Raw genomic sequence first — 21226 nt, 5'->3', positions numbered from 1 at the left:
CAATAAACTGATCGAATTAACGCTTCTTTTCGGCTCTGCGACTGGCATAGCTTGACTTGCCGCTACCGCTTGGTGCCTTTCCCTGATGCTTTCGCGCAGGTTTACCTTTACGACGCTCAAACTTCTTTTTTGTCTTGGTTACATCCTGGCTATCCCTGTACCTGGCGGGTAACGGTGCTCCCGGTTCATAACCCGGGAGTACTGTGCGGGGCAGCTTAAGTTCAATCAAGCCCTCAATCTCGCCCAGCATCTTCTCATCTGAGGGAGACACAAATGAGATGGCACGTCCCTTAAGACCCGCTCTGCCGGTTCGTCCGATACGATGAACATAGTCTTCGGCATCGAAAGGAAGCTCCAGGTTGATAACCAGGGGCAGAGCCTGGATATCCAGCCCCCTTGCTGCAACGTCGGTGGCCACCAGCACTCTTAATGCGCCGCTCTTAAACTCATCGAGAGCACGATTTCGGGCACCTTGGGTCTTATCACCATGGAATACCGCACTCTTAACGCCATCGAGCTTTAGCTCGCTCTGCAGATGTTCCGCGCTCTCCTTAGTGCTGGCAAATACCAACACTTGTTGCCAATTATTACGTCCAACCAGCTCAGATAACAACTCTGCCTTACGGCGCTTATCGACAAGATAGACCTCCTGCTCGACAGTAGATGCGGAGCGACTCTGAGCGACATTAATCCACTCAGGCGATTGCAGCATCTTTTTCGCCAAAGCCTTTACCTCATCGCTATAGGTGGCAGAGAAGAAGTGAGTCAGATGCTCAGCCGCAACAAGGCCTTTGACTCGCTCGATATCACGGACAAACCCCATGTCCAGCATCCTGTCCGCTTCATCGATAACTAAGGTGGTGACGTTTGAAAGATCTAATCCATGCTGGCCGATAAAGTCGAATAGCCTGCCCGGAGTTGCCACCAGAATATCGACGCCGGCATTGAGCGCTTTACGCTGCGGGTTCATGTTGGCACCGCCATAAACAGCCAAGGTTTTCAGCGAAGTAAACTGGCTATAGCGAACAATATTTTCAGCCACCTGTATAGCCAACTCCCTGGTCGGCGTCAAGATAAGCCCTCTGAGGGAGCCGGAACCGGCTTCATCGCCGAGCAGGTTTTGCAACAGCGGCAAGGCAAATGCCGCCGTCTTACCCGTACCGGTTTCGGCACAAGCCATAAGATCGGCACCCGATAATGCCACAGGGATAACCTCTGATTGCACCTGTGTCAGTTGTTGATAGCCAGATTCATCGATGGCTTCAAGAATTGAAGGATGCAAATCGAGTGCGTCAAATTTCATTAAAAACTCACATGGGATAATAAATGAGCGCGGAGTCTACCAAAATCATGCATCACTGGCTACGGTGATATCTTTTCATCGGGCAGCGGTGTTATACCGCTAAGATATTTAGATTCAAACTGAGCGACCGGAACCGGCTTGGAAAACAGATAGCCCTGACCGTAATCACAGCCAGCTTCGCGCAAAATATTTTGCTGATACTCAGTTTCCACCCCTTCGGCGATCACCTTCATTCCAAGCTTGTGAGCCATCACAATAATCGCTTCACAAAGGGTGGCATCATTGCTGTCTGACTCCAGATTGCGAGTGAACGACTGATCAATTTTGAGGTAATCGATATCAAATTTTTTCAGGTACGCCAGTGATGAATATCCTGTACCGAAGTCATCGAGCGAAACCTGTACCCCCGCATCCCGATAAGCCAGTAGTTTCTCAGAGACTCCCATGCTGGCATCGAGTAACAAGCCTTCGGTTATCTCTACACAGATCCCATTACTCTCCAGGTTTAGCCTCTTAAGCTGCTCGATCCAATCAACGAAGCTCTCCCCCTCATCCCTGAACTGTACGGGAGATTTGTTAATGCTTATCTGTATCGCAACACCGAAACGTTCCCGCCACATCGCACTCTGTTTCGAGGCCTGTTCAAATACCCAGTTCCCTATCTCTATGATAAGGCCCGTCTCTTCGGCCACAGGGATAAACTCCCCCGGAGAGACCACGCCTCTGACAGGGTGGTGCCAGCGAATCAATGCCTCGGCTTTAAATACCCTGGCACTCCCCAGTTCGATGATAGGTTGATAGTAAATTTCAAACTCCTCTCTCTCTATCGCTTTTCTAAGATCCCTGATGAGCATCATCCGATACTTGGCGTACTCCTGCATAGAGGGAGTGAAGTAGTGATAGCGGTTTCTACCCTGCTCTTTTGCCGCATACATAGCCTGATCGGCATGTTTGAGCAGACCATCTATGGTTGCGGCATCGTCAGGATAGAGGGTGATCCCGATACTCGCACTGATATAAGCGCTTTCATTATCAAGATTAAAAGGCTCGGATAAACGTGAGAGGATATTTTCAGCAACCCTTTCGACCCCTTTATGGTCTTCTATCGCCGAGAGAACAACGGTAAACTCATCCCCCCCCAGTCTCGCCACCACATCGGACTCACGAATACAGCCCTTGAGTCGTTTGGCGGTCTCAACGAGAAGCTGATCTCCCACATCATGGCCTAAGCTATCGTTAACCTCTTTAAAGAAATCCAGATCGAGAAACATCAGGGCAAAGTGATTTTTATTACGATCCGACTTGAGCAGTTCGGTGCCAAGATACTCTAACAACATCCTGCGGTTAGGTAAGCCGGTCAGGGGATCGTAGTTAGCCTGCTTCCAGATGATATGTTCGGCCTCCTTCTTCTCGGTAATGTCTGAGAAGAGTGCGACCCGCCTATAGACCTCGCCATCATTATCTAAAATAGTATTTATGGTTAACCAGACAACGAATTCAGAGCCATTTTTATGTTTTAACCATACCTCTCCCTGCCACCGGCCGGTTTCGCCTATCTGGGTATTCATCTGATCATATTGAGTCCTACTGGTTCTATCACACTGCAGGATTCTAATATGTTTACTGATAACCTCCTCTTCACGGTATCCTGTGATATCGCTGAAGGCCGAATTGATGGTGATGATATGCCCAAGGTTGTCCTGAACACTCATCGCCTCACTCGAGTTGTTATACACAGACGCCGCAAGCTTTAACGACTCCTCGACCTGCTTTCTCTCGGTGATATCCGCATGGGTACCACAGACACGAACCGGAGCGCCATTGGCGTCTTTACTCACCACCTTACCGCGATCGAGTATCCAGCGGGTTTCACCGGAAAAGGTATTCAACCTGTATTCGACACTGTATTGTGCGTTCTCTCCCTTGAGATGCTTATCCATCGAGTGTAAGACAGCCAATCTGTCCTGGGGATGAATGGCGTTAATCCATATCCGTGGATCATCATTAAGCTCTTCGACACTGCAGCCCAAAAACTTGGCACAGTGGTCATTGCGACCAACCCTGTCCGATTTCAGATCCCAATCCCACAACCCCAATTCGCTGCTATCCAGGACCAGGGCTAACTGCTCCTGACTTTTAGACATGGCAGACTCAACCTCTTTCTGGGCCGTGATATCCAGCACACCAGCAATCACCAACTGCACCTTATTGTGCACCCTCTGGCAGGCTACCGTCAGGTGCGTATAAACTATCGAGCCATCTTTGGCCACAAAACGTTTATCCATCTCATATTCATCACACTCACCATCGAGCATCCGCTCAAATTGCGCCAGATCGGACTGGAGATCCTCAAAGTAGGTCATCTCGGCCCAGGTCTTGGACAACAACTCCTCTTCGGTATATTTCAACATCTGACACAGACGTGGGTTGACCTTAATCCAATGCTGATCCACAGAAGAGATGGCAATACCGATATTTCCTATATTGAACTGGGAGCGGAAAATAAAATCATCCTGCAACTGAACCTTGGCGTCCCGCTCAATCTCTAGCCGTCTGGATAACAGCAGACCGAGAAAGACTAATGCGATGGGGTAGACGATTAAGGCTGGAAAACTTATTCGGGACAGTACACTTATCGCCATATCGAAGGGCAGAGCAAACATCCACAGGAGGCTGATTACCTGTAAAATAAAACCGAACACATAGAGTTCTTTAAATGATAAGTCGGCAATGAAACTCTTGCGATGATAGCGCCAGTAACTACCGAGCAGGCCCGACGATATGATTATCCCGACTCCTGCCCACCAGCCGGTTCCTCCCTCTAAAAGCCGAAAGATCGATGCAATGGCCATGGCGACAAAGGTGGGTAACCCACCGAAAAATAACCCGGATACGGCTAATATGATTGAGCGAGCATCGAAAAAGACGCCGGGCTGGAACTTCCAGGGCGTCATCATGGTCGTCACGGTTATACCACCAATAACGATACCGACAGAGATCCGCCAAAGAAAAAAGTACTCGTGCCTCTGCTTTCGGGGAACGGCATCATAAACAAACACCATAGCCAGAAGCAGCGCCGCGTTCTGTACTAATGAAAAAATGACATCAGAATCCATATGTCGAAACGAATCTCTCAAACAAATAGGGGGTTACAAAATTTGATTGTAGCAGAATCGTTATCAAATTGAGACAAGTAACTTTTATGCCAATAGGTATAAGGTAGTGATCTGCCCGGAGTTTTTGGCAGACGAATTCAAGGCAAACCTATAAGGAGTAGGGAGCGCGGGCAAAGTCTCTTGCAAATTCACACTGAGGCGCTAAACCCGAGACAGAGGAAAAGTTAACATCAAGATCACAAAAATCAGACTAAAAGAGATAAATAGCTGTCATGCTTTCATAAATTTCAATTAATATGATCTTTATGAGTCATATGGATACTCATGGTTTAAGGGACTTTTATGCCAAACTTCAACATGCTCAGACATGCACTGATATTACTGCTCTGTCTCACCAGCTCCGGCCTTCAGGCTGACGAGTCGATTCACTCTATAAAGTTAGCCGCCGAGGATAACTGGGCTCCCTACGCCGAAGCCACGGGTAGCGGCCTTTCTCACGCATTGATCAACTCAGCTTTCTCCCGGGTCGGCATAGAGGTCGACAGCATTGTCGTGCCCTACTCCCGTGCCGTCGTCATGGCAAGAAAAGGAATCGTTGACGGGGTGTTTAACTTAATCAAAGAGAAGAGCACTCAAGATCAATTTATCTTCGGCAAACAACCACTTTTTTCGGCTACGACCTCATTTTATCAGAACAATCAGGCTCCAATCACAGTAGAGAACAAGTGGCAACTGCCCGCCGGTACTAAAGTTGGGATCATCAATGGCCACGAATATGGCGATGAACTGGAAAAGCTAAAACACCTGAAGATAATAAAACTGTCAAACCACAACCAGCTGATTAACCTGCTACTTCTAAACAGAATAGATACCGCAATCATGTACGATCGGGTAGCACAGCAATATATCGACAAGATGCGGGTATCATCTGAAATTGCGCCATCTTTTATCAATCACACAGGGCAGGTCTACCTCGCCTTCTCCAAACTCAACCCGCAGGCAAAGCAGTTAGCCAGGATGCTGGACACAGGATTAACAGCGCTGAAAAGTGATGGGAGTTACCAACAAATTATGCGTTCCGAAATAAAAACCGCTCGTCATGTGGGGATAAATATACAGCCTTAACCTTCATGATTCAGAGTCAGATATTCTCAGAGCAGGCCTCCGAGATGGCTTAGCAGCCAGAGGTAGCACCTCTTGAGCGCCAGCCTGTGCTAGACTAGCGCTAATTTTTCACCGTGATCCTCCCAACATGCAGAACAATAAAGAGATGAATTTCAGCTCAGTCTTTCACTTCCCGGTTCAGATCTATTACGAAGATACCGATTTTTCCGGTGTGGTTTACCATCCCAACTTTCTGAAATACTTTGAACGGGCCAGAGAGCATGTCATCGGAGCCGACATTCTAGCGGCGCTGTGGCAGGATGAGGGGCTGGGATTCGCGGTATACCGCAGTGATATGTTGTGTCACGACGGCGTCGAATTCGCAGATATTATCGATGTACGAACCAGCTTCTACTTCGAAAGCAAATACAGAACGGTTTGGAAACAGGAGATTTGGCGACCTAACGCCAGCAAGCCCGCCGTCACGGCTAAAATCGAGATGGTCTGTATGAATAAAGCCCGTCAACTGACCCCTATGTCACCAGCATTGATTGAGCGCCTCAGTCGGTCATTCAGCTCACCCGCGCTCACGTAAAAGACCGAAATATCAACGAATAGGCACAGCAAGCTCATCGCTTATTCGTTGCCCTTCATGTTCTGGGCTGTATTACCGCTCCCCCACCTGAAGCTTAGGCCAACGTTGCTCCAGTTGACTCGCACTCATAGGCTTAGCGATCAGGTCTCCCTGAATCTTATCGACCCCCAGCTCAGTCAATGCCCGATAGATCTCGTCGCTTTCGACCCCCTCTACCGTCACCTCAAAATCCAAGCCTCTTGCTAACTCGATACTGCACTTCATTATATGCAAACCACGCTCATCGGTTAACAGCTCATCGAGAAATGCCTTATCAATCTTCACCTCATCTACCGGAAAGTGTTTCAGGTACGCCAGCGATGAGTGGCCGGTGCCGAAGTCGTCGATAGCAACATCGACCCCCAGCTGTTTTAGCCTCTTTATGGTTTCAACCGCTTGATCCATATCCTCCATCAACGTGCTCTCGGTGATCTCGATAGAAAGTCCCTGGGCATCAAGACCATGCTTTTGTAATTTAGCCTGTATATCATCGCCCAGCGTGCCACTAATCAGATCTTGAGTAGAAAGATTGACCGCCACCTGAAGGAATAACCCCGACCTCTGCCACCTGGCCTGTTGGGAGATAACCTCCTCCAGAGCCCACTGACTCACCGGCTTTATCATGCCGGCGCACTCTATCAGAGGAATGAATTCGGCAGGTGACAACACCCCCAGCGTATGATGCTCCCAGCGCATCAAAGCTTCTACCTGCTCACACTTCCCATTGGATAAGCTTAACTTCGGCTGGTAAACCATATAGAGCTCACCGGACTCAATCGCTTTAGGCAGGCGATGAATGATATTAAGCTGACGATGCTGACTGAGATCATCATCCTTCACGTAGCCGGCAAAGAGGTGCTTATCCAGCTTAGCTTTAATCAATGCCAGATCCAGTCGCCGTAACAGTTGACTCATATCGGTATGGTGTTGCTGCAGGTCCAGGTATCCCATCTGAATCTGAACCCTTATCGGAGCACTATCTATCACAAACGGAGCCTGTAACTGTTCACGGATAGATAGAAGCGTGCTTTCTACCTGAGCTTGCTCAAAATAGAGTAGAAATTCATCCTCATTCATTCGAGCCATAAACGTCACCCCGGCATCGAGGGCACTCAGGCGCTGGGACAATGAAAGGAGTAACTTGTCGCCGACAGAGAATCCAAAGAGGTCGTTAACGAACCTGAAACGATAGATATCGATCAACACCAGGGTTCCCCGGGTTAATGGCATCAACGCCATGATCTTAGCTTTCACCCCTATACGGTTGGGGAACCCGGTTAGTTTATCGGTATCGGCCGGTGCCGGTGCGGTGGCAATAAAATGTTGTAACTCACGGTAAAGCTGAATATATTTTTTAGGGGGAGATGCGATATCTAACCGACCATTAGTACCGTATGGCCGCTTGAGATACTGCACTAAAGATTGGATAAATTCGATGTCGCCTTTGCTATGCCGGTACCAAAAGATGATACCAGCGGCAGATAAAGGGAGTAAAAACCAGATATACCAGTCGCTTTCCACGCGAGTCAGTCTGCTCCATATTAATTCAGTTTTTAACTAAGAGGTTAACTCTTATCTTCACCTACTCATAACTGAGTTTAATTGAATGGTACTTGTCGAGAAACTCATCGCTGGCTAACTCTTCGGCAGATACGGGTAACCCACGCTTAGCGAAGACATCCAGCCTCTCTTCCAGCTCTGTTCCGGACCTGAGTTCACCGGTATAAAATGCGGCGGCACGCACAAAGTCGAGATAACCGACATTGTCGGGGAGGTAGTGAAGATCCGACCACCTTTCGACAACTTCCATCACCTCCGGTGAGAAGTCCCAGGTTTTCAATACGGCACGGCCTATCGGTCCCTGCATTTTCCGCACCAGTGACCTGAGTTGAACGATACTGGTAAACAGTTCAGGCTGAGACTCTGCCTCTGTTAGCACGGGCAAGGCACCTATGTTATGAACTAAGCCAGCCAGAGTGAGGGTGTCGAAGTTGATCCCGCTGCCTTTGTGGGTCTTATTATAGATCTGCAACATGGCACAGGCAGCCGAAGTAACCTCAATCGAACAGGTCCAGACCTCATCCATCACCTCCCACACCATCTCATTGGTAGAGATGAACAGCTGCTCCATGGCGACTGAGGTCGCGATGGCTTTAATTTGGGTTAATCCGATGCGGGTAACGGCGCTGTTGACGTTTTCCGCCTTCACACCACGACTGTACAGGGCACTGTTGGCCACCTTAATCATTCTCGCCGAAATAGCGGCGTCCTGACCTATGATCTCGGCCACCTGCTTTGGACTGGAATCGGGTCTTGAAACAACCTCCTGAACTCGCATCGCTACCTCAGGCAACGTCGGCAGCACTAAGGAATCAGCCTTTAATTTCTTTAAAAGCCCGACCAATAGTTGATGTTCAGTAGACATTAGGACTCCCACTCTCAATTTTTCACAGTTTATTCGACACTTCGAGCTCGGTGAGTATACCAGCTGACGAGTTAAATGTAGGCGTAAAAAGTACTCAGATAGTTAACATCTTGTTTAGATTCTAGCTAACTTTAGGATTATTAGGGAGTAAAAAACCAAATTTCCCCGCTTCATCTGAACAGGTTAATTTGAAGCGGCTCTCAATTCGACATTTTTTGCGCTAAATTTGATAACAGACGTGGCATTGAGTAAAATGCCCGCCCGCTTGTTATCGCTAACTGAGAGTAATTATGTTTAAACCTGAGCTATTGTCTCCTGCCGGGACACTGAAAAATATGCGTTATGCTTTCGCCTATGGCGCCGACGCAGTCTATGCAGGCCAGCCCAGATACAGCCTTAGGGTAAGAAACAATGACTTTAAGATGGAGAATCTGGCAACGGGTATCCAGGAAGCCCATAGCTTAGGCAAGAAGCTCTATGTAGTGAGTAACATTGCTCCCCATAACACTAAGCTCAAAACCTATATCAAGGATATGGAACCTGTGGTTGCCATGAATCCTGATGCGTTGATCATGTCTGATCCTGGCCTAATCATGATGGTACGGGAAGCCTTCCCCGACCAGGTGGTTCACCTTTCGGTACAAGCGAACGCCATCAACTGGGCATCGGTGAAGTTCTGGCAACAGCAGGGGATTAAACGTGTCATCCTGTCTCGCGAACTGTCACTCGATGAGATTGAGGAGATCCGTCAGCGTTGTCCCGACATCGAGCTGGAAGTATTCGTTCATGGCGCACTGTGCATGGCATACTCAGGCCGCTGTCTGCTTTCGGGCTACATCAATAAACGCGATCCCAACCAAGGCACCTGCACCAACGCATGTCGCTGGAAGTATGATGCCCATGAAGCGAAAGAGACCATGGAGGGCGATATCGTTGCGGTAAACCCTCAAGGCCTTGTGGATCAAAATGGTGTTCAGATCCAGACTCCGACCTTAGGCGAAGGTCAACCGAGTAACGAGATCGTTCTGCTGCAAGAGGCGGGACGCCCTGGCGAGTATATGCCGGCTTTCGAAGATGAACATGGTACTTATATCATGAACTCGAAAGACCTCCGCGCCATTCAACATGTCGAGCGTCTGACTAAGATGGGCGTAGACTCATTGAAGATCGAAGGCCGAACTAAGTCTTTCTATTATGTGGCAAGAACCGCGCAGCTTTATCGTCAAGCCATCGAAGATGCCGTTGCCGGTAAAGATTTCGACCGTACGCTGATGCATAACCTGGAAGGTTTGGCGCATCGTGGCTATACCGAGGGCTTCCTTCGCCGCCACGTTCATGATGAATATCAGAACTACGAGTACGGTTACTCTATCAGCGATACCCAGCAGTTTGTTGGCGAGTTCACCGGTAAGCGCAACGATGCGGGCATGGCAGAGATCGACGTGAAGAATAAGTTCTCCGTCGGCGACAGTGTCGAGGTGATGACCCCTCAGGGCAACCTGACGCTCACCATCGAGTCTCTACAGAACCGTAAGGGCGAGAGCATAGAGGCAGGATTGGGTTCCGGACACTTCGTCTTCTTAGCTGTTCCGGCTAACGTTGAGCTGGATAAAGCCGTGTTACTGCGTAACTTGCCACAGGGTCAAGATACCCGTAACCCACACTCGACGAAATAAGCGGGCGCTTTAACAGATGGCATTAATAATCGACGATAGCTGTATCAACTGTGACATGTGTGAGCCTGAATGTCCTAATCAGGCGATCACTATGGGTGAAGAGATCTATGAGATTGATCCCGATCTGTGCACCGAATGTGTTGGTCACTACGATAAACCAACCTGTATCTCTGTCTGTCCAATCGATTGCATCGACCCGGACCCGGCTCATCAAGAGTCGGAGGATGAGCTCTTAGTCAAGTATCATCTCATTACCGGTAAGCCTGTTGAGTAACGAGTAACTCGCCTCTGCTTTATTAGACCCCCTTTTAAAATATCGCCGACTACGCCGGCGATATTTTTTTTCGACTAACCCAATATCAACTCAGCTTATCTCAAGCTGTATTATCTACTTTACTCGACGGCTGTTTCACACCATATATTCACATCATTAGTTCCACTGACACAAGGCAAACCATAATTAACCAGCTGATTTAAATCAAATTTCACCTTGTGGTGAGGTGGTGAAGAAAAATAAAACTCTGACGCTCGCGCATTGTTAAAAAACCATTAAACTTTTAAGGTTATTTTTTGAACTATCGCACATTAATATGTGGGAAAACGTATATGTTGGTCAATATACCCTTACTAGGAGTGTGGAAATGAAGCTTAAAAATAAAGATAAACATACTTGCAATGTAGACAGCGGGCGGCGCCAGTTACTCAAGTCAACTGCTGCAGGAACGGTATTAACCGGCCTGGGAGGAACACTCTCTTTAACCCCTATTACAGATAGTATCGCAGCTGAGTTACCTCAAGCACCAAAATTAACAGGTACAGGAAAATGGGTTGCTACAACCTGCCAAGGTTGCACCTCATGGTGTGCAAAGCAGGTCTACATAATGGATGGCAGAGCGATTAAAATTCGTGGTAACGACAACTCAAAAATTCATGGAACCTCAAGTTGTCCACGCCAACACCTTGGCTTACAGCAGGTCTACGATCCTGACCGTATCCGCACACCTATGATGCGCACCAATCCTAAAAAGGGCCGTGACCAGGACCCTAAGTTTGTTCCCGTAAGCTGGGATAAAGCGCTAGATATATTCGCCGATCGAATTTTAGAGTTACGCAGCAAAAATGAGAGCCACAAGTATGCATTGCTAAGAGGTCGCTACTCTTTAGTCAACGATCTTCTATACAAACATATGACTCAAATGATCGGTTCACCAAACAACATCTCACATAGCGCAATCTGTGCAGAGGCTCATAAAATGGGCCCTTACTATATGGATGGTAACTGGGGCTACAATCAATACGATGTAAAAAACAGTAAATATATTCTCTCCTTCGGTGCCGACCCGATTGCCAGCAACCGCCAGGTTAGTTTCTATTCGAGTGAATGGGGTAACGTACTGGAACAAGCCAAGGTCGTGGTTGTCGATCCTCGACTATCTACCTCTGCCGCCAAAGCCCACAAGTGGATCCCAATTGAAACAGGACAAGATTCGGCACTGGCATTAGCTATCGCCCACGAAGCACTTATCAGTGGACTTTGGCATAAACCCTTTGTAGGTGACTTTAAAGATGGAACAAATCACTTCAAGTTTGGCGAAACTGTCGATCCTGAGCTATTTGAAGATAACCACGCATACGGCTTAGTTAAGTGGTGGAACCTGGCGCTTAAAGACAACAGTGCTGAGTGGGCCGAAAAAATAACCGGCATAAAAGCCGATGACATCCGTACTATCGCCCGCGATATGGGTAAAGCGGCACCAGCGATTCAAGTATGGACATCACGCGGTCCAGTCATGCAATCGAGAGGCACCTACACCTCGATGTCATGCCATGCACTAAATGGATTATTTGGTGCAATTGACAATAAGGGTGGATTGTTCCCCTACAATAAGGCGCCTCTTAATAAGAAATTCCCTGACTCTAAAAGCTATCTGGATGAGATCGCACTTAAAGGGATTAAGTATGAGAAGATTGACCAGCGGGGACGTCTGGAACTTCCGGCATTAAAGAAAGGTAAATCAGGCAAGGGGGTTGTAACCAATAACGTGGCGACCGCCATCAATGCCAATGATCCTTATAATATTGAGGTCATGCTCGCTTACTTTAACAACTTCGGCTTCGCATCACCCGAGTCCAGGATTTGGGAAGAAGCCTTGTCTAAAGTGGGTTTCATGGCCCATGTCACCACCAACATCTCAGAGTTTAGCTGGTTTGCCGATATCCTCTTCCCCGCCAGCCACCACATGTTTGAAAAGTGGGGGGTGCTCTCTGCAGCAGGAAACGGACATAGCCATGTCTCGATTCAGCAACCGTCGATAAAACGCTTATACGACACCCGCCAAGATGAATCTGAAGTTCCATACATGCTGGCGAAAAAGCTTGCAGAAAAAGGCTTCGATGCGCCATGGCGATATATCAACGAACAACTGCTCGACCCTGAAACCGGTAAGCCTGCTAAAGATGAGGCAGATTTCGCCAAGTTACTGGTTAAGCACGTTACGGCCCCGCTATGGCACAAAGATGCATCAAAATATGGCGATAAGTTAAATGGCTGGCAGGAGTTTATAGATAAGGGAGTTTGGAACTCACATAGCTACAAATACCAAAAGCGTTGGGGCAAGTTTAAAACCGAAACTCACAAGTTTGAGTTTTATAGTAAGACCTTAGAAAAAGCCTTAACAAAGCATGCGAAAAAGCACCATGTTACTGTCGATGAGGTGGTAAAGGCTTGTGAATATACAGGCCTTGGACAGCAAGCCTTCGTGCCACACTATCAAGTACCTATCCGCGACGGCGACGAAAAGAGCTTCCCGCTTCTATTTGTCGATCAAAAATCTCGTCTCAACCATGAGGGTCGCTCTCAAAATTCACCTTGGTATTACGAATTTAAAGACCTCGACCCCGGTGATGAAGCCCATGAGGATGTTGCCAAGATAAACCCTGTCGACGCGAAAGAGCTGGGAATAAAAACCGGTGACACAATTAAGATAATCAGCCCTGTAGGTGAACTGACCTGTACCGCAAAACTATGGGAAGGTATTCGTCCCGGTAGCGTTGCCAAGTGTTTCGGTCAAGGCCACTGGGCTTATGGTCGGTATGCTGCAACGGAGTTCGGCAAGATTGCCAGAGGCGGCAACAATAACGCCATTATTTCTGCACGCTATGATCGATTTAGCGGTGCGTCGGCATTCTATGGCCACATTCGTATTCGTATTGAAAAGGTATGAGGTAACAACTAATGAAATTAGGAATGGTTATTGACCTACAAAAATGTGTAGGCTGCGGCGGCTGTAGTCTGGCCTGCAAAACAGAAAATAATACCAATGATGGAATTCAGTGGTCACATCATATTGCAAAAACTGAGGGCACCTTCCCCGATGTGAAATATAGCTATATTCCAACCCTGTGTAACCACTGTGAAGACGCCCCTTGTGTAAAAGTATGCCCAACTGATGCTATGTACAAGGATAAACGAGGCCTGACCTTACAAAACAACGATGAGTGCATAGGCTGTAAGCAGTGTATGGAAGCTTGCCCATACGGGATGATTAGCTTCAACCAAGCTAAACCACATCGACGTTGGCAGGATGACTCAGAGTTGGTCGCAAAGGGAACGGCCTCGCCACGACTCCTTCTTAACAGGATTGGCGCAAAAACTTCACCTCATGAGAACCCAGAACGGGGAGATAGTTACCCGGTCACTCGCGCTGTACTCACCACAGAAAAATGCACTTTCTGCGACCATAGATTAGATAAAGGGTTGAATCCAGCATGCGTCGATGCCTGTCCATCGAATGCCAGAGTCGTAGGCGATATAGATGACCCTCAAAGCAAGGTGTCTCAACTTATAAAGGCGCATAAACCTAAGCAACTTAAGTTAGAGGCCGGTACAGGTCCCAAGGTGTTTTACATTAGAAGCTTTGGAGTGACAAACTTGAGCTAACCTATTGGTTTTCTGTACGCTAAAGCCATATTGCCTATGTAGTATGGCTTTTCATCAGAAATAAAGAGCAGATACACCTTCATTTCCAAAGGCTTACCATTCACTCAAACCAGCCAGCTCTAATCTTGAGCATTCAAACATAGATACCATCGGCGTAACTGACTCTAATTCACCACCTTAGAGGCACCTTCACCGACAAGGTCTTGCAGTAACAGCTCAATATCGTCGGCAGGTATAGGGCGGCTGAAATAATACCCCTGAAACTCTTCACATCTGGATGATTTAAGAAACTCGAGTTGCTCCAGCGTTTCAACGCCTTCGGCGATAACAGTCAGATTCAGCGCATGAGCCATCACAATAATTGATTTTACGATGGCGACATCTTCCTTATCCTGGGGTAAGCCGCGCACGAATGACTGGTCAATTTTCAACTTATTCACCGGAAAACGTTTCAAGCAAGACATGGAGGAGTAACCCGTACCGAAATCATCGATCGACATATGGACCCCTAACTGACTAAGGGAGTTTAAGGTACGTATTGTCTCTTCAACATTCACCATCATAATGCTTTCGGTAAGCTCCAACTCCAGACAAGAGGGCTCAATACCCGAAGTTGCGATGGCATTTTGAACCGTATCGAGAAGATCGTGGTGTAGAAACTGCCTACCCGACAGATTGACCGAGATATTCAGTGCAGGGTATCCCTTTGACAACCAGAATTTGTGCTGCTTACACGCCGTATCTATGACCCACTTACCGATAGGAACAATAAGTCCGGTGATCTCAGCCATATTGATAAACTCGGCGGGAGAGAGTAATCCCCTGTCAGGATGTTGCCAGCGTATAAGCGCCTCGCAACCGGTTAGCCTGCCTTTAGAGTCAAACTGGGGCTGATAGTGGAGTATAAACTCATCACGCTCCAGCGCTTTTCTCAGGTCCAACTCCAACTCCAGCCTCTCCTGAGCATATTGATTCATCTCCTTGGTATAAAATTGAAAGCAGTTGCGCCCCTTCTCCTTTGCCCTGTACATGGCACTATCGGCATTCATCATTAAACTATCGACACTATCCCCATTTTCCGGGAACACACCTATGCCAATGCTGGCCGATATCACCACCTCACTGTTAGGCAACTTAAATGGCTCATAGAAACAGGCCAACAGCTTTCTGGCAACCACAGTAGTAGCATTATCGGTTCGGGTATTGGAGAGTAGTACAGTAAACTCATCACCACCGAACCTGGATATCACATCCTCTTTGCGCAGCGCCTTCTTAAACCTTTCAGCGACCTGTTGCAGCAATAGATCCCCTACCGGATGGCCCGATGTATCGTTGATCATCTTAAAATGGTCCAGATCGATAAACATGATAGCCATCTGAGCCTTAGCCCGCTTGGCGCGTTCCAGTGCGGTTTTCATCTGTAACTGAAAAGCGGCACGATTAGGTAACTGAGTCAGGCTATCATGGTGCGCCAGGTTGTAGATATGTTCCTCAAACAGCTTTCTCTCGGTAATATCACTGAAAATATAGATAATCTGCCGGGCATTGTCATCGGCATCATTCACCGGAATCACAGTTTGCCAACTCAGAAACTGTTCGCCATTTTTCCGGTAACCGGGAACCTCCCCCTGCCATATATTATGCAGCTTACTCTTGGGCTCACGCTCATCTGTAACAGTATCGACTCGAGAGACTCGCCCGAGCTGCTTGAACGAGCGACCAATCACATCGGCCTGACTATAACCTGTGATCTTACGAAATGCGGGGTTAACTCTGAGCACCTTATCGTCACTATCACAGATAACAATCGCCTCGGCACTCTCCTTAAAAACACTCGCCGCCATCTCCATCTCCTTCTGCGAAGATTGACGCTGTAACTCGAGCGCGACCCTGTTAGCAAATAGCCCCAGCACAGGTTTTACCCAATCCTCGATATCCATCGCCTTCCTGTCCATGACAGCGATAATGCCTATGGTCTCACCGGAGGGAGCGACAAGAGGAGAGCCAAAGTAACTATCGACACCGAGTTCATTTAATAACTTATCTTCAGGATATAGCTGAGCGGCGCGGCTCGAGACAAGCTCCACAGTGCGACTCATCGCATCTTCACAGGGGGTTCCACGAAGACGATAGCAAAAATTATCTTCGATTTTATCTCCGGCCCATACCGCCAGGGTTTTGATGCTGAGGCACGACTCATCGGCGAATATACCAATAAAGGCAAAATAAGCACTGTATGCATTGGCCAGATCTTTCACACAAGATCTTAGGAATTGATCGTTAGAGGTCAAATTTGTCGCGTTGAGCAAAGCCTTCAGGGTCTCACCCAATTGTTGTTGTCTGGTAACCTCGAGCACCAACTGTTTATTGGAGCTATATAACTCATGGGTCCGTTTATCTACCTTAGCCTCCAGGCTCTGCTGTACCTGAAGCAATTGGCGATTGACTCGTTTTCTCTCCTCCTGGCTAGCAATAAGGATAAGTAGGGTCACCATAATCGCCCCCACTGAAGCCTGCAGTGTCAACAGAGATTGATTGGCCGTTTCCATGACAAATGGACCATAACCTGCCAGAGTGGCGGATATGGCGATACCAGAAAAGATTGTCACTAACAGGGTAGCACCACGATGGTAAAATCGTAGCGCCGTCCATATCAACAGTGGCAACACCAGAAAGATAAGCAGCTGATGCGGATCGTACTCAGTTCTCCAGGGTGAAAAAATCAATAGCCCCAGTATCAGGCTAACCAGGCAGGTTCCCCATAACGACATGGCAGTAGTTGGCTCACTCATCGACTCCCCCTGCCTGAACCAGGTAAGCAGCAGAGGGACAATGACCAGAGCGCCGACTATGTCACCCAGCCACCAGGTACACCAAGCCATACCTAGTGCACCAGCCTCGATAAGAGCATGCATCGACAGGCTGGTAACTCCGATGGTCGCACTAAAGATTGGAGCTATCACGGCAATGGCAATGAACCAGATAGTATGATTCAACTGAGTAAAGGGATACCGAACGGCATAACGATTAAGCAGATAACCGGCGAAGGTGGCTTCGATTGTATTTCCTAAGGCAATCATGATTGCGGAGCTGAAAGGAAGCGCTATCGACAGGTTAACCAGCAAAGCCCCCAACATGATCCCCGGCCAAATCCGGAAACCTAAGATAAGAACAGCCGCGATAGCGATTCCGGTAGGGGGCCAGACAGGGCTGACACCGACTTGTTCAAACGCCAGAGATAGTCCCAGTCGCCCGGAGAGATAATATACAAGTGACACTGCGGCACAAAGTGAGAGATGAGTAAGGTGACTGCTAAATGTTTTGATATCCATATCTTCTTCCCGCGTCCATACCGTCGGACGCCATAGCTGGCGATGTTGTCTGTCCCCTTTTATTAAGGATAGCAGCCCTGTTGGGCTATGCCCGACAAGCATAGGGGGATAAGCTTTTTTCTGAAGGGTAAAATATGTAAGCATGAAAGCAACAGAGAGAGTTTAATCCTACAACTCAGTAAGTTAAAAGAGAAACTACAAGAAACGCTGCCTTATATCTAAATATATCTGCGCAGCCGGATAGCTCTCGCTTTACTAAAGCAGATTTAAAAATCTGTAATTAATCTCTCCCTATTCGGCAAGCTCGATGAAGCCATTGAGGATCATCTGATTTGCTCCTCCCCCCTGCGCCTTCTGCAGGGCCTCATCGGACTGCTCGAGGCATTGGCCCACCGATGATTGCTCACAGATAATGGTTCCGCCGACACTCACAGAAAAGTTGATACTCCTGCCTTCAAAAGTGGTGGAATGTTTACTGACACTCTCTTGAAACGCCATCAAGTTCGCTTCGTTCTTAGAAAAATCGTCACCCGAAATAAGACAGGCAAACTCAGCGCCACCAAACCTTGCCAACAACTCTCCGTTGTAGTGGTTGCTCAGCAAGCTGGCAAACTCGATCAGCACCTGATCCCCCGCACTATGCCCAAACTCCTCATTAATAGATATGAAGTCATCCACATGAAAAAGAGCCAACAGGTGATTACTCTCACTTTCCAACATCTCGGAAAACTGTTCACTCATCTGGTCGATGAAGTAACGCCGATTCGATAGCGAGGTCAAGTAGTCGACATTAGCCGCCATCTTTATCTCTTCGATATAATGCAGCTGCTCAATATTTTTGAAAATCCGGCAATAGAACTCCTCGGGACAGAAAGGTTTCTTCAGGTAATCATCGGCACCACTCTTGATAAAGCGAGCAGACTGGTAGACCCGATCGATCCCCGAATAGCCGATGATAATCAGGTCCCTTTCCGTATAACGTTTGCGTATTGTCTGCACCAACTCGATTCCCGTCATTCCCGGCATCTCCTGATCCGTGAGCAACAGTTTTATCTCGCTATTATCTTTCAGAAGCTGCAACGCGCTACCACCATCGGATGCCTCAAAAACGGTAAAGTTGCGCCGCTTTAACAGGCTGCAAACATAGCTTCTCACAGAGAGCGAATCATCGACCACTAATACACCTGTTGTATGATTGGTTAACTGACCATGCAATACCCTCAACAGGTAATGGTAGGCTTGAGAGTTCTCCTTGGTAATGTAATCTATGATAGGCAGATTCAATAACTTCTGATGTATCTTGTCATTCATCCGTCCGGTCATGACCACGCTGGGGATACCATGATCCAGCACATAGGGAATGACCTCCCCCTCGGTAGCATCGGGAAGACCATAATCTACAGAAGCGACAAAAAACTTCTGATGACTAACCAGAAGCTTTTTCACTTCAGAAAAGGAGTGTGCAATAGTGACGTGAAAACCTAACGATTTACCGATATGCCCGATAACCGTGGCTATGGCTTTATTATCCTCAACGACCAGCATTCCTTTCACGCTCTCGCTCCCTGAAAACCCGTTTCATTCATTTGAGTGCAATTAGCCCCTCAGAGAAGTTCAGCTCATTACGGCAGCAAAAGCTTTGCAGTGTAGCCTTACGAAGGTAAAGGAGACGGAGAGAACCGATAGGCACCATTCCCCCTAAAGTCCGGCTATCACTCTCAAATTCACTACGTTACCCGGCGCGCCATGTGCTTCCAGTAAATATAGCCTAAACCTTGGTAATCGTCCTTTCACAATACTCCTCCCCTCAGGCAGCCATGAAGCAGGGAGGCGCCGGAGGGTGGTTATGGATTCATCTCATACTGATCTTTCATGCTATAGACATAATTTTCCCAGATCCGGGTATTACGCGCCTCATCGACAGCCGGACGCTTAATCATTCTTTTACATATCACCTGTTGCGCAAACGTAGCACTGCCTTTTTGGCTTAATTGCAGGGCAAATTTTGAAAAGTCACGCACCATAAAATCAAAGATCTGCTCTACAAGGTCATCTTCTACCCACTTCATCTTGGCGTTTTCTAAAATTAGCTGACCATAAACCACCAGAGTAAAGAGCTCCCCGAGTAACAGAAGAAAATCGAAATCTTTGCTCTGCTCTTCAGTCGGTTTCGCCAGCATAAGCAACACTTTCAATAAGCGGATCTGTTTCTTAAAGATGTTCACATTAGGGAGATCGAACCCCCTGTAGACCTTACGGTAATCATGAAAACGGGTCTTACCCAGCCCCTTAGTCGCCCCCTGATTAAACAAGAAGTCATCGTTAACCGGTTCATCCATAGTGGGCGTTTCCGGATACTCTGCCGGGTTAAAGAAATAATTGGCCATAAACTTTAAAATCAACGCCATGTTGACATGAACGGTACCCTCAAGCTTAGGCAACGCTCTGATGTCTCTCACCGCCATCTCAAAATACATATTCTTTTCAAAACCTTTGGCAGCAATGACATCCCAAAGTTCGTTTATCACCTCCTCGCCCTGTGTGGTCACCTTCATCTTTACCATGGGGGTATATAACAGGTATCGGCGATCGTCCCGACTGGCACAACGCATGTAATCGACACCCCGCTGCGCAAACAACTTCATGGCACTCAAACGGGCATAGGAGTCGATAAACAGCTGCTTAATATGAACAAAATCGGTCACATAATGGTCGAACAGACGCCTGGCCGATGCATGATTTATTGCTTCATAATAAGCATGGGAACAGATACCGATTGAAGCCCAACCCAAATTGAACTTGCCGACATTAACGGTATTGAGCGCCATATCCCATGCATCACGGCCGGTAGCTAATATTTCCGAGCTCGTGACCGGGTAATCATTGAGGCGATATTCGGCGACGTAGTTCTGGGAATTGACCACATTCTGGACTAACTCATAGTTAGGGTGCCGGGAGTCGACTACGAAGAAAACATACTCGTCGGTTCCGCTGAGCTTACCAAATGTCGATACAGAGCCGGCCTTATTGCCGTTCCCGATATAATATTTACTGCCATTGGCCAGGTAGGAGCCATCCTCCTGCCGGGTAAGGCACATATCAGTGGAGTAGATATCGGCGCCATGCTCTTTTTCCGACAGCCCGAAGGCAAAGATCCCTCCTTCACTAAGCTGTTGCGCCGCACCTTGCTTCATCGCTTCATTGCTGCTTATCCAGATAGGCCCAAGACCGAGTATCGATACCTGCCAGGTATACCAATGCGCCAGGCCATAGAAGCCTAATACTTCGTTAAGGGCACAGTTACGGTAGGTATCCCAACGACACCCTTCCCCGCCATAGCCTTGGGGGGTCAGGAAGGTGGCGAACAGTTGCTCCCGCTTCTCAAACTCGAGAAAGTCGGCATACCAGGTTCGCTCATGGTCATCGGCTTTGAGTCTTGCCTTCCCCCTACTCTCAAAAAATGCAATCGTCTTTTTAATCAAGTCTCTCGAGCGCAGATCCAGATGGTCATAGCTTTCGAGCTTGGGGTTCAGGATGACGCTTCTTCGCTCGCCGTTTTCTCTGGAATCAAAAACTGAATCTGCGAATGAAGGGGCAAGATCGGCCTTAATGGCATTATGCTCTTTGGGTTGTTCTGCCTTTTTCATGTAACCTGCTCTCAGTTGCTTTTATCTGCTCGATAACCTTAGAGTGGAA

The 21226-nt window shown here is 47.8% G+C and carries 13 protein-coding genes; 6 read left to right on the top strand and 7 right to left on the bottom strand.

Annotated elements, in window-relative coordinates:
- Positions 1-16: 16 nt before the first annotated feature.
- On the bottom strand, positions 17-1303 hold the full coding sequence (locus Q1B47_RS00900; RefSeq protein WP_299787163.1) for a DEAD/DEAH box helicase: 1287 nt from the start codon (positions 1301-1303) through the stop codon (positions 17-19).
- Positions 1304-1362: 59 nt separating this feature from the next.
- Positions 1363-4419 carry an EAL domain-containing protein gene (locus tag Q1B47_RS00895; RefSeq protein WP_299787160.1) on the bottom strand — a complete coding sequence of 1019 codons (3057 nt, stop codon included), beginning with the start codon at positions 4417-4419 and terminating at the stop codon, positions 1363-1365.
- A 342-nt stretch (positions 4420-4761) separates the two neighbouring features.
- Between Q1B47_RS00895 and Q1B47_RS00890 the strand changes: the two genes are divergently transcribed.
- Positions 4762-5544, top strand: coding sequence for a transporter substrate-binding domain-containing protein (locus tag Q1B47_RS00890; protein ID WP_299787157.1), 783 nt, complete (start codon positions 4762-4764; stop codon positions 5542-5544).
- A gap of 127 nt (positions 5545-5671) precedes the next feature.
- Positions 5672-6118 carry a thioesterase family protein gene (locus tag Q1B47_RS00885; RefSeq protein WP_299787154.1) on the top strand — a complete coding sequence of 149 codons (447 nt, stop codon included), beginning with the start codon at positions 5672-5674 and terminating at the stop codon, positions 6116-6118.
- A gap of 72 nt (positions 6119-6190) precedes the next feature.
- Here the strand turns inward: Q1B47_RS00885 and Q1B47_RS00880 are convergent, their stop codons facing one another.
- Both Q1B47_RS00880 and Q1B47_RS00875 read right to left on the bottom strand, forming a co-directional pair.
- Positions 6191-7678 (bottom strand): bifunctional diguanylate cyclase/phosphodiesterase, encoded by a 1488-nt coding sequence (locus Q1B47_RS00880; protein ID WP_299787151.1) that lies wholly within the window; start codon positions 7676-7678, stop codon positions 6191-6193.
- Between the two features lie 61 nt (positions 7679-7739).
- On the bottom strand, positions 7740-8582 hold the full coding sequence (locus Q1B47_RS00875) for an HDOD domain-containing protein (protein WP_299787148.1): 843 nt from the start codon (positions 8580-8582) through the stop codon (positions 7740-7742).
- Between the two features lie 290 nt (positions 8583-8872).
- Between Q1B47_RS00875 and yegQ the strand changes: the two genes are divergently transcribed.
- From yegQ to arrB, 4 genes are all read left to right on the top strand, one after another.
- Positions 8873-10258: a tRNA 5-hydroxyuridine modification protein YegQ gene (gene yegQ / locus Q1B47_RS00870; protein WP_299787145.1), complete on the top strand. Its 1386-nt coding sequence runs from the start codon at positions 8873-8875 to the stop codon at positions 10256-10258.
- Positions 10259-10274: 16 nt separating this feature from the next.
- Positions 10275-10532, top strand: a complete 258-nt coding sequence (locus Q1B47_RS00865) for a YfhL family 4Fe-4S dicluster ferredoxin (RefSeq protein ID WP_299787142.1) — start codon at positions 10275-10277, stop codon at positions 10530-10532.
- Positions 10533-10899: 367 nt separating this feature from the next.
- A complete protein-coding gene (gene arrA / locus Q1B47_RS00860) occupies positions 10900-13482 on the top strand; it encodes an arsenate respiratory reductase molybdopterin-containing subunit ArrA (protein WP_299787139.1) in 2583 nt (860 codons plus the stop codon).
- A gap of 11 nt (positions 13483-13493) precedes the next feature.
- Positions 13494-14198 carry an arsenate respiratory reductase iron-sulfur subunit ArrB gene (gene arrB, locus Q1B47_RS00855; protein ID WP_299787136.1) on the top strand — a complete coding sequence of 235 codons (705 nt, stop codon included), beginning with the start codon at positions 13494-13496 and terminating at the stop codon, positions 14196-14198.
- Between the two features lie 164 nt (positions 14199-14362).
- On the opposite strand, the gene Q1B47_RS00850 is transcribed toward arrB, so the two are convergent.
- The 3 genes from Q1B47_RS00850 to Q1B47_RS00840 all read right to left on the bottom strand — a co-directional run bounded on the left by Q1B47_RS00850 (position 14363) and on the right by Q1B47_RS00840 (position 21177).
- Entirely contained in the window at positions 14363-17530 is a 3168-nt protein-coding gene (locus Q1B47_RS00850; protein ID WP_299787133.1) for an EAL domain-containing protein, read from the bottom strand.
- A gap of 291 nt (positions 17531-17821) precedes the next feature.
- Positions 17822-19075, bottom strand: a complete 1254-nt coding sequence (locus Q1B47_RS00845) for a response regulator (RefSeq protein ID WP_299788769.1) — start codon at positions 19073-19075, stop codon at positions 17822-17824.
- 299 nt (positions 19076-19374) lie between these two features.
- Entirely contained in the window at positions 19375-21177 is a 1803-nt protein-coding gene (locus tag Q1B47_RS00840) for an acyl-CoA dehydrogenase (protein ID WP_299787130.1), read from the bottom strand.
- Positions 21178-21226 lie beyond the last annotated feature (49 nt).

This window comes from uncultured Shewanella sp., assembly GCF_947501225.1.
Classification (GTDB): Bacteria; Pseudomonadota; Gammaproteobacteria; order Enterobacterales; family Shewanellaceae; genus Shewanella.
Note: the sequence above shows the minus strand (reverse complement) of the source record. Positions and strands in the feature narration are given on the sequence as shown.

Coding starts and splice junctions, on each gene's coding strand:
- Q1B47_RS00900 (WP_299787163.1), bottom strand. CDS start 1,303: ATGAAATTTGACGCACTCGATTTGCATCCTTCAATTCTTGAAGCCATC.
- Q1B47_RS00895 (WP_299787160.1), bottom strand. CDS start 4,419: ATGGATTCTGATGTCATTTTTTCATTAGTACAGAACGCGGCGCTGCTT.
- Q1B47_RS00890 (WP_299787157.1), top strand. CDS start 4,762: ATGCCAAACTTCAACATGCTCAGACATGCACTGATATTACTGCTCTGT.
- Q1B47_RS00885 (WP_299787154.1), top strand. CDS start 5,672: ATGCAGAACAATAAAGAGATGAATTTCAGCTCAGTCTTTCACTTCCCG.
- Q1B47_RS00875 (WP_299787148.1), bottom strand. CDS start 8,582: ATGTCTACTGAACATCAACTATTGGTCGGGCTTTTAAAGAAATTAAAG.
- yegQ (WP_299787145.1), top strand. CDS start 8,873: ATGTTTAAACCTGAGCTATTGTCTCCTGCCGGGACACTGAAAAATATG.
- Q1B47_RS00865 (WP_299787142.1), top strand. CDS start 10,275: ATGGCATTAATAATCGACGATAGCTGTATCAACTGTGACATGTGTGAG.
- arrA (WP_299787139.1), top strand. CDS start 10,900: ATGAAGCTTAAAAATAAAGATAAACATACTTGCAATGTAGACAGCGGG.
- arrB (WP_299787136.1), top strand. CDS start 13,494: ATGAAATTAGGAATGGTTATTGACCTACAAAAATGTGTAGGCTGCGGC.
- Q1B47_RS00850 (WP_299787133.1), bottom strand. CDS start 17,530: ATGGATATCAAAACATTTAGCAGTCACCTTACTCATCTCTCACTTTGT.
- Q1B47_RS00845 (WP_299788769.1), bottom strand. CDS start 19,075: ATGCTGGTCGTTGAGGATAATAAAGCCATAGCCACGGTTATCGGGCAT.
- Q1B47_RS00840 (WP_299787130.1), bottom strand. CDS start 21,177: ATGAAAAAGGCAGAACAACCCAAAGAGCATAATGCCATTAAGGCCGAT.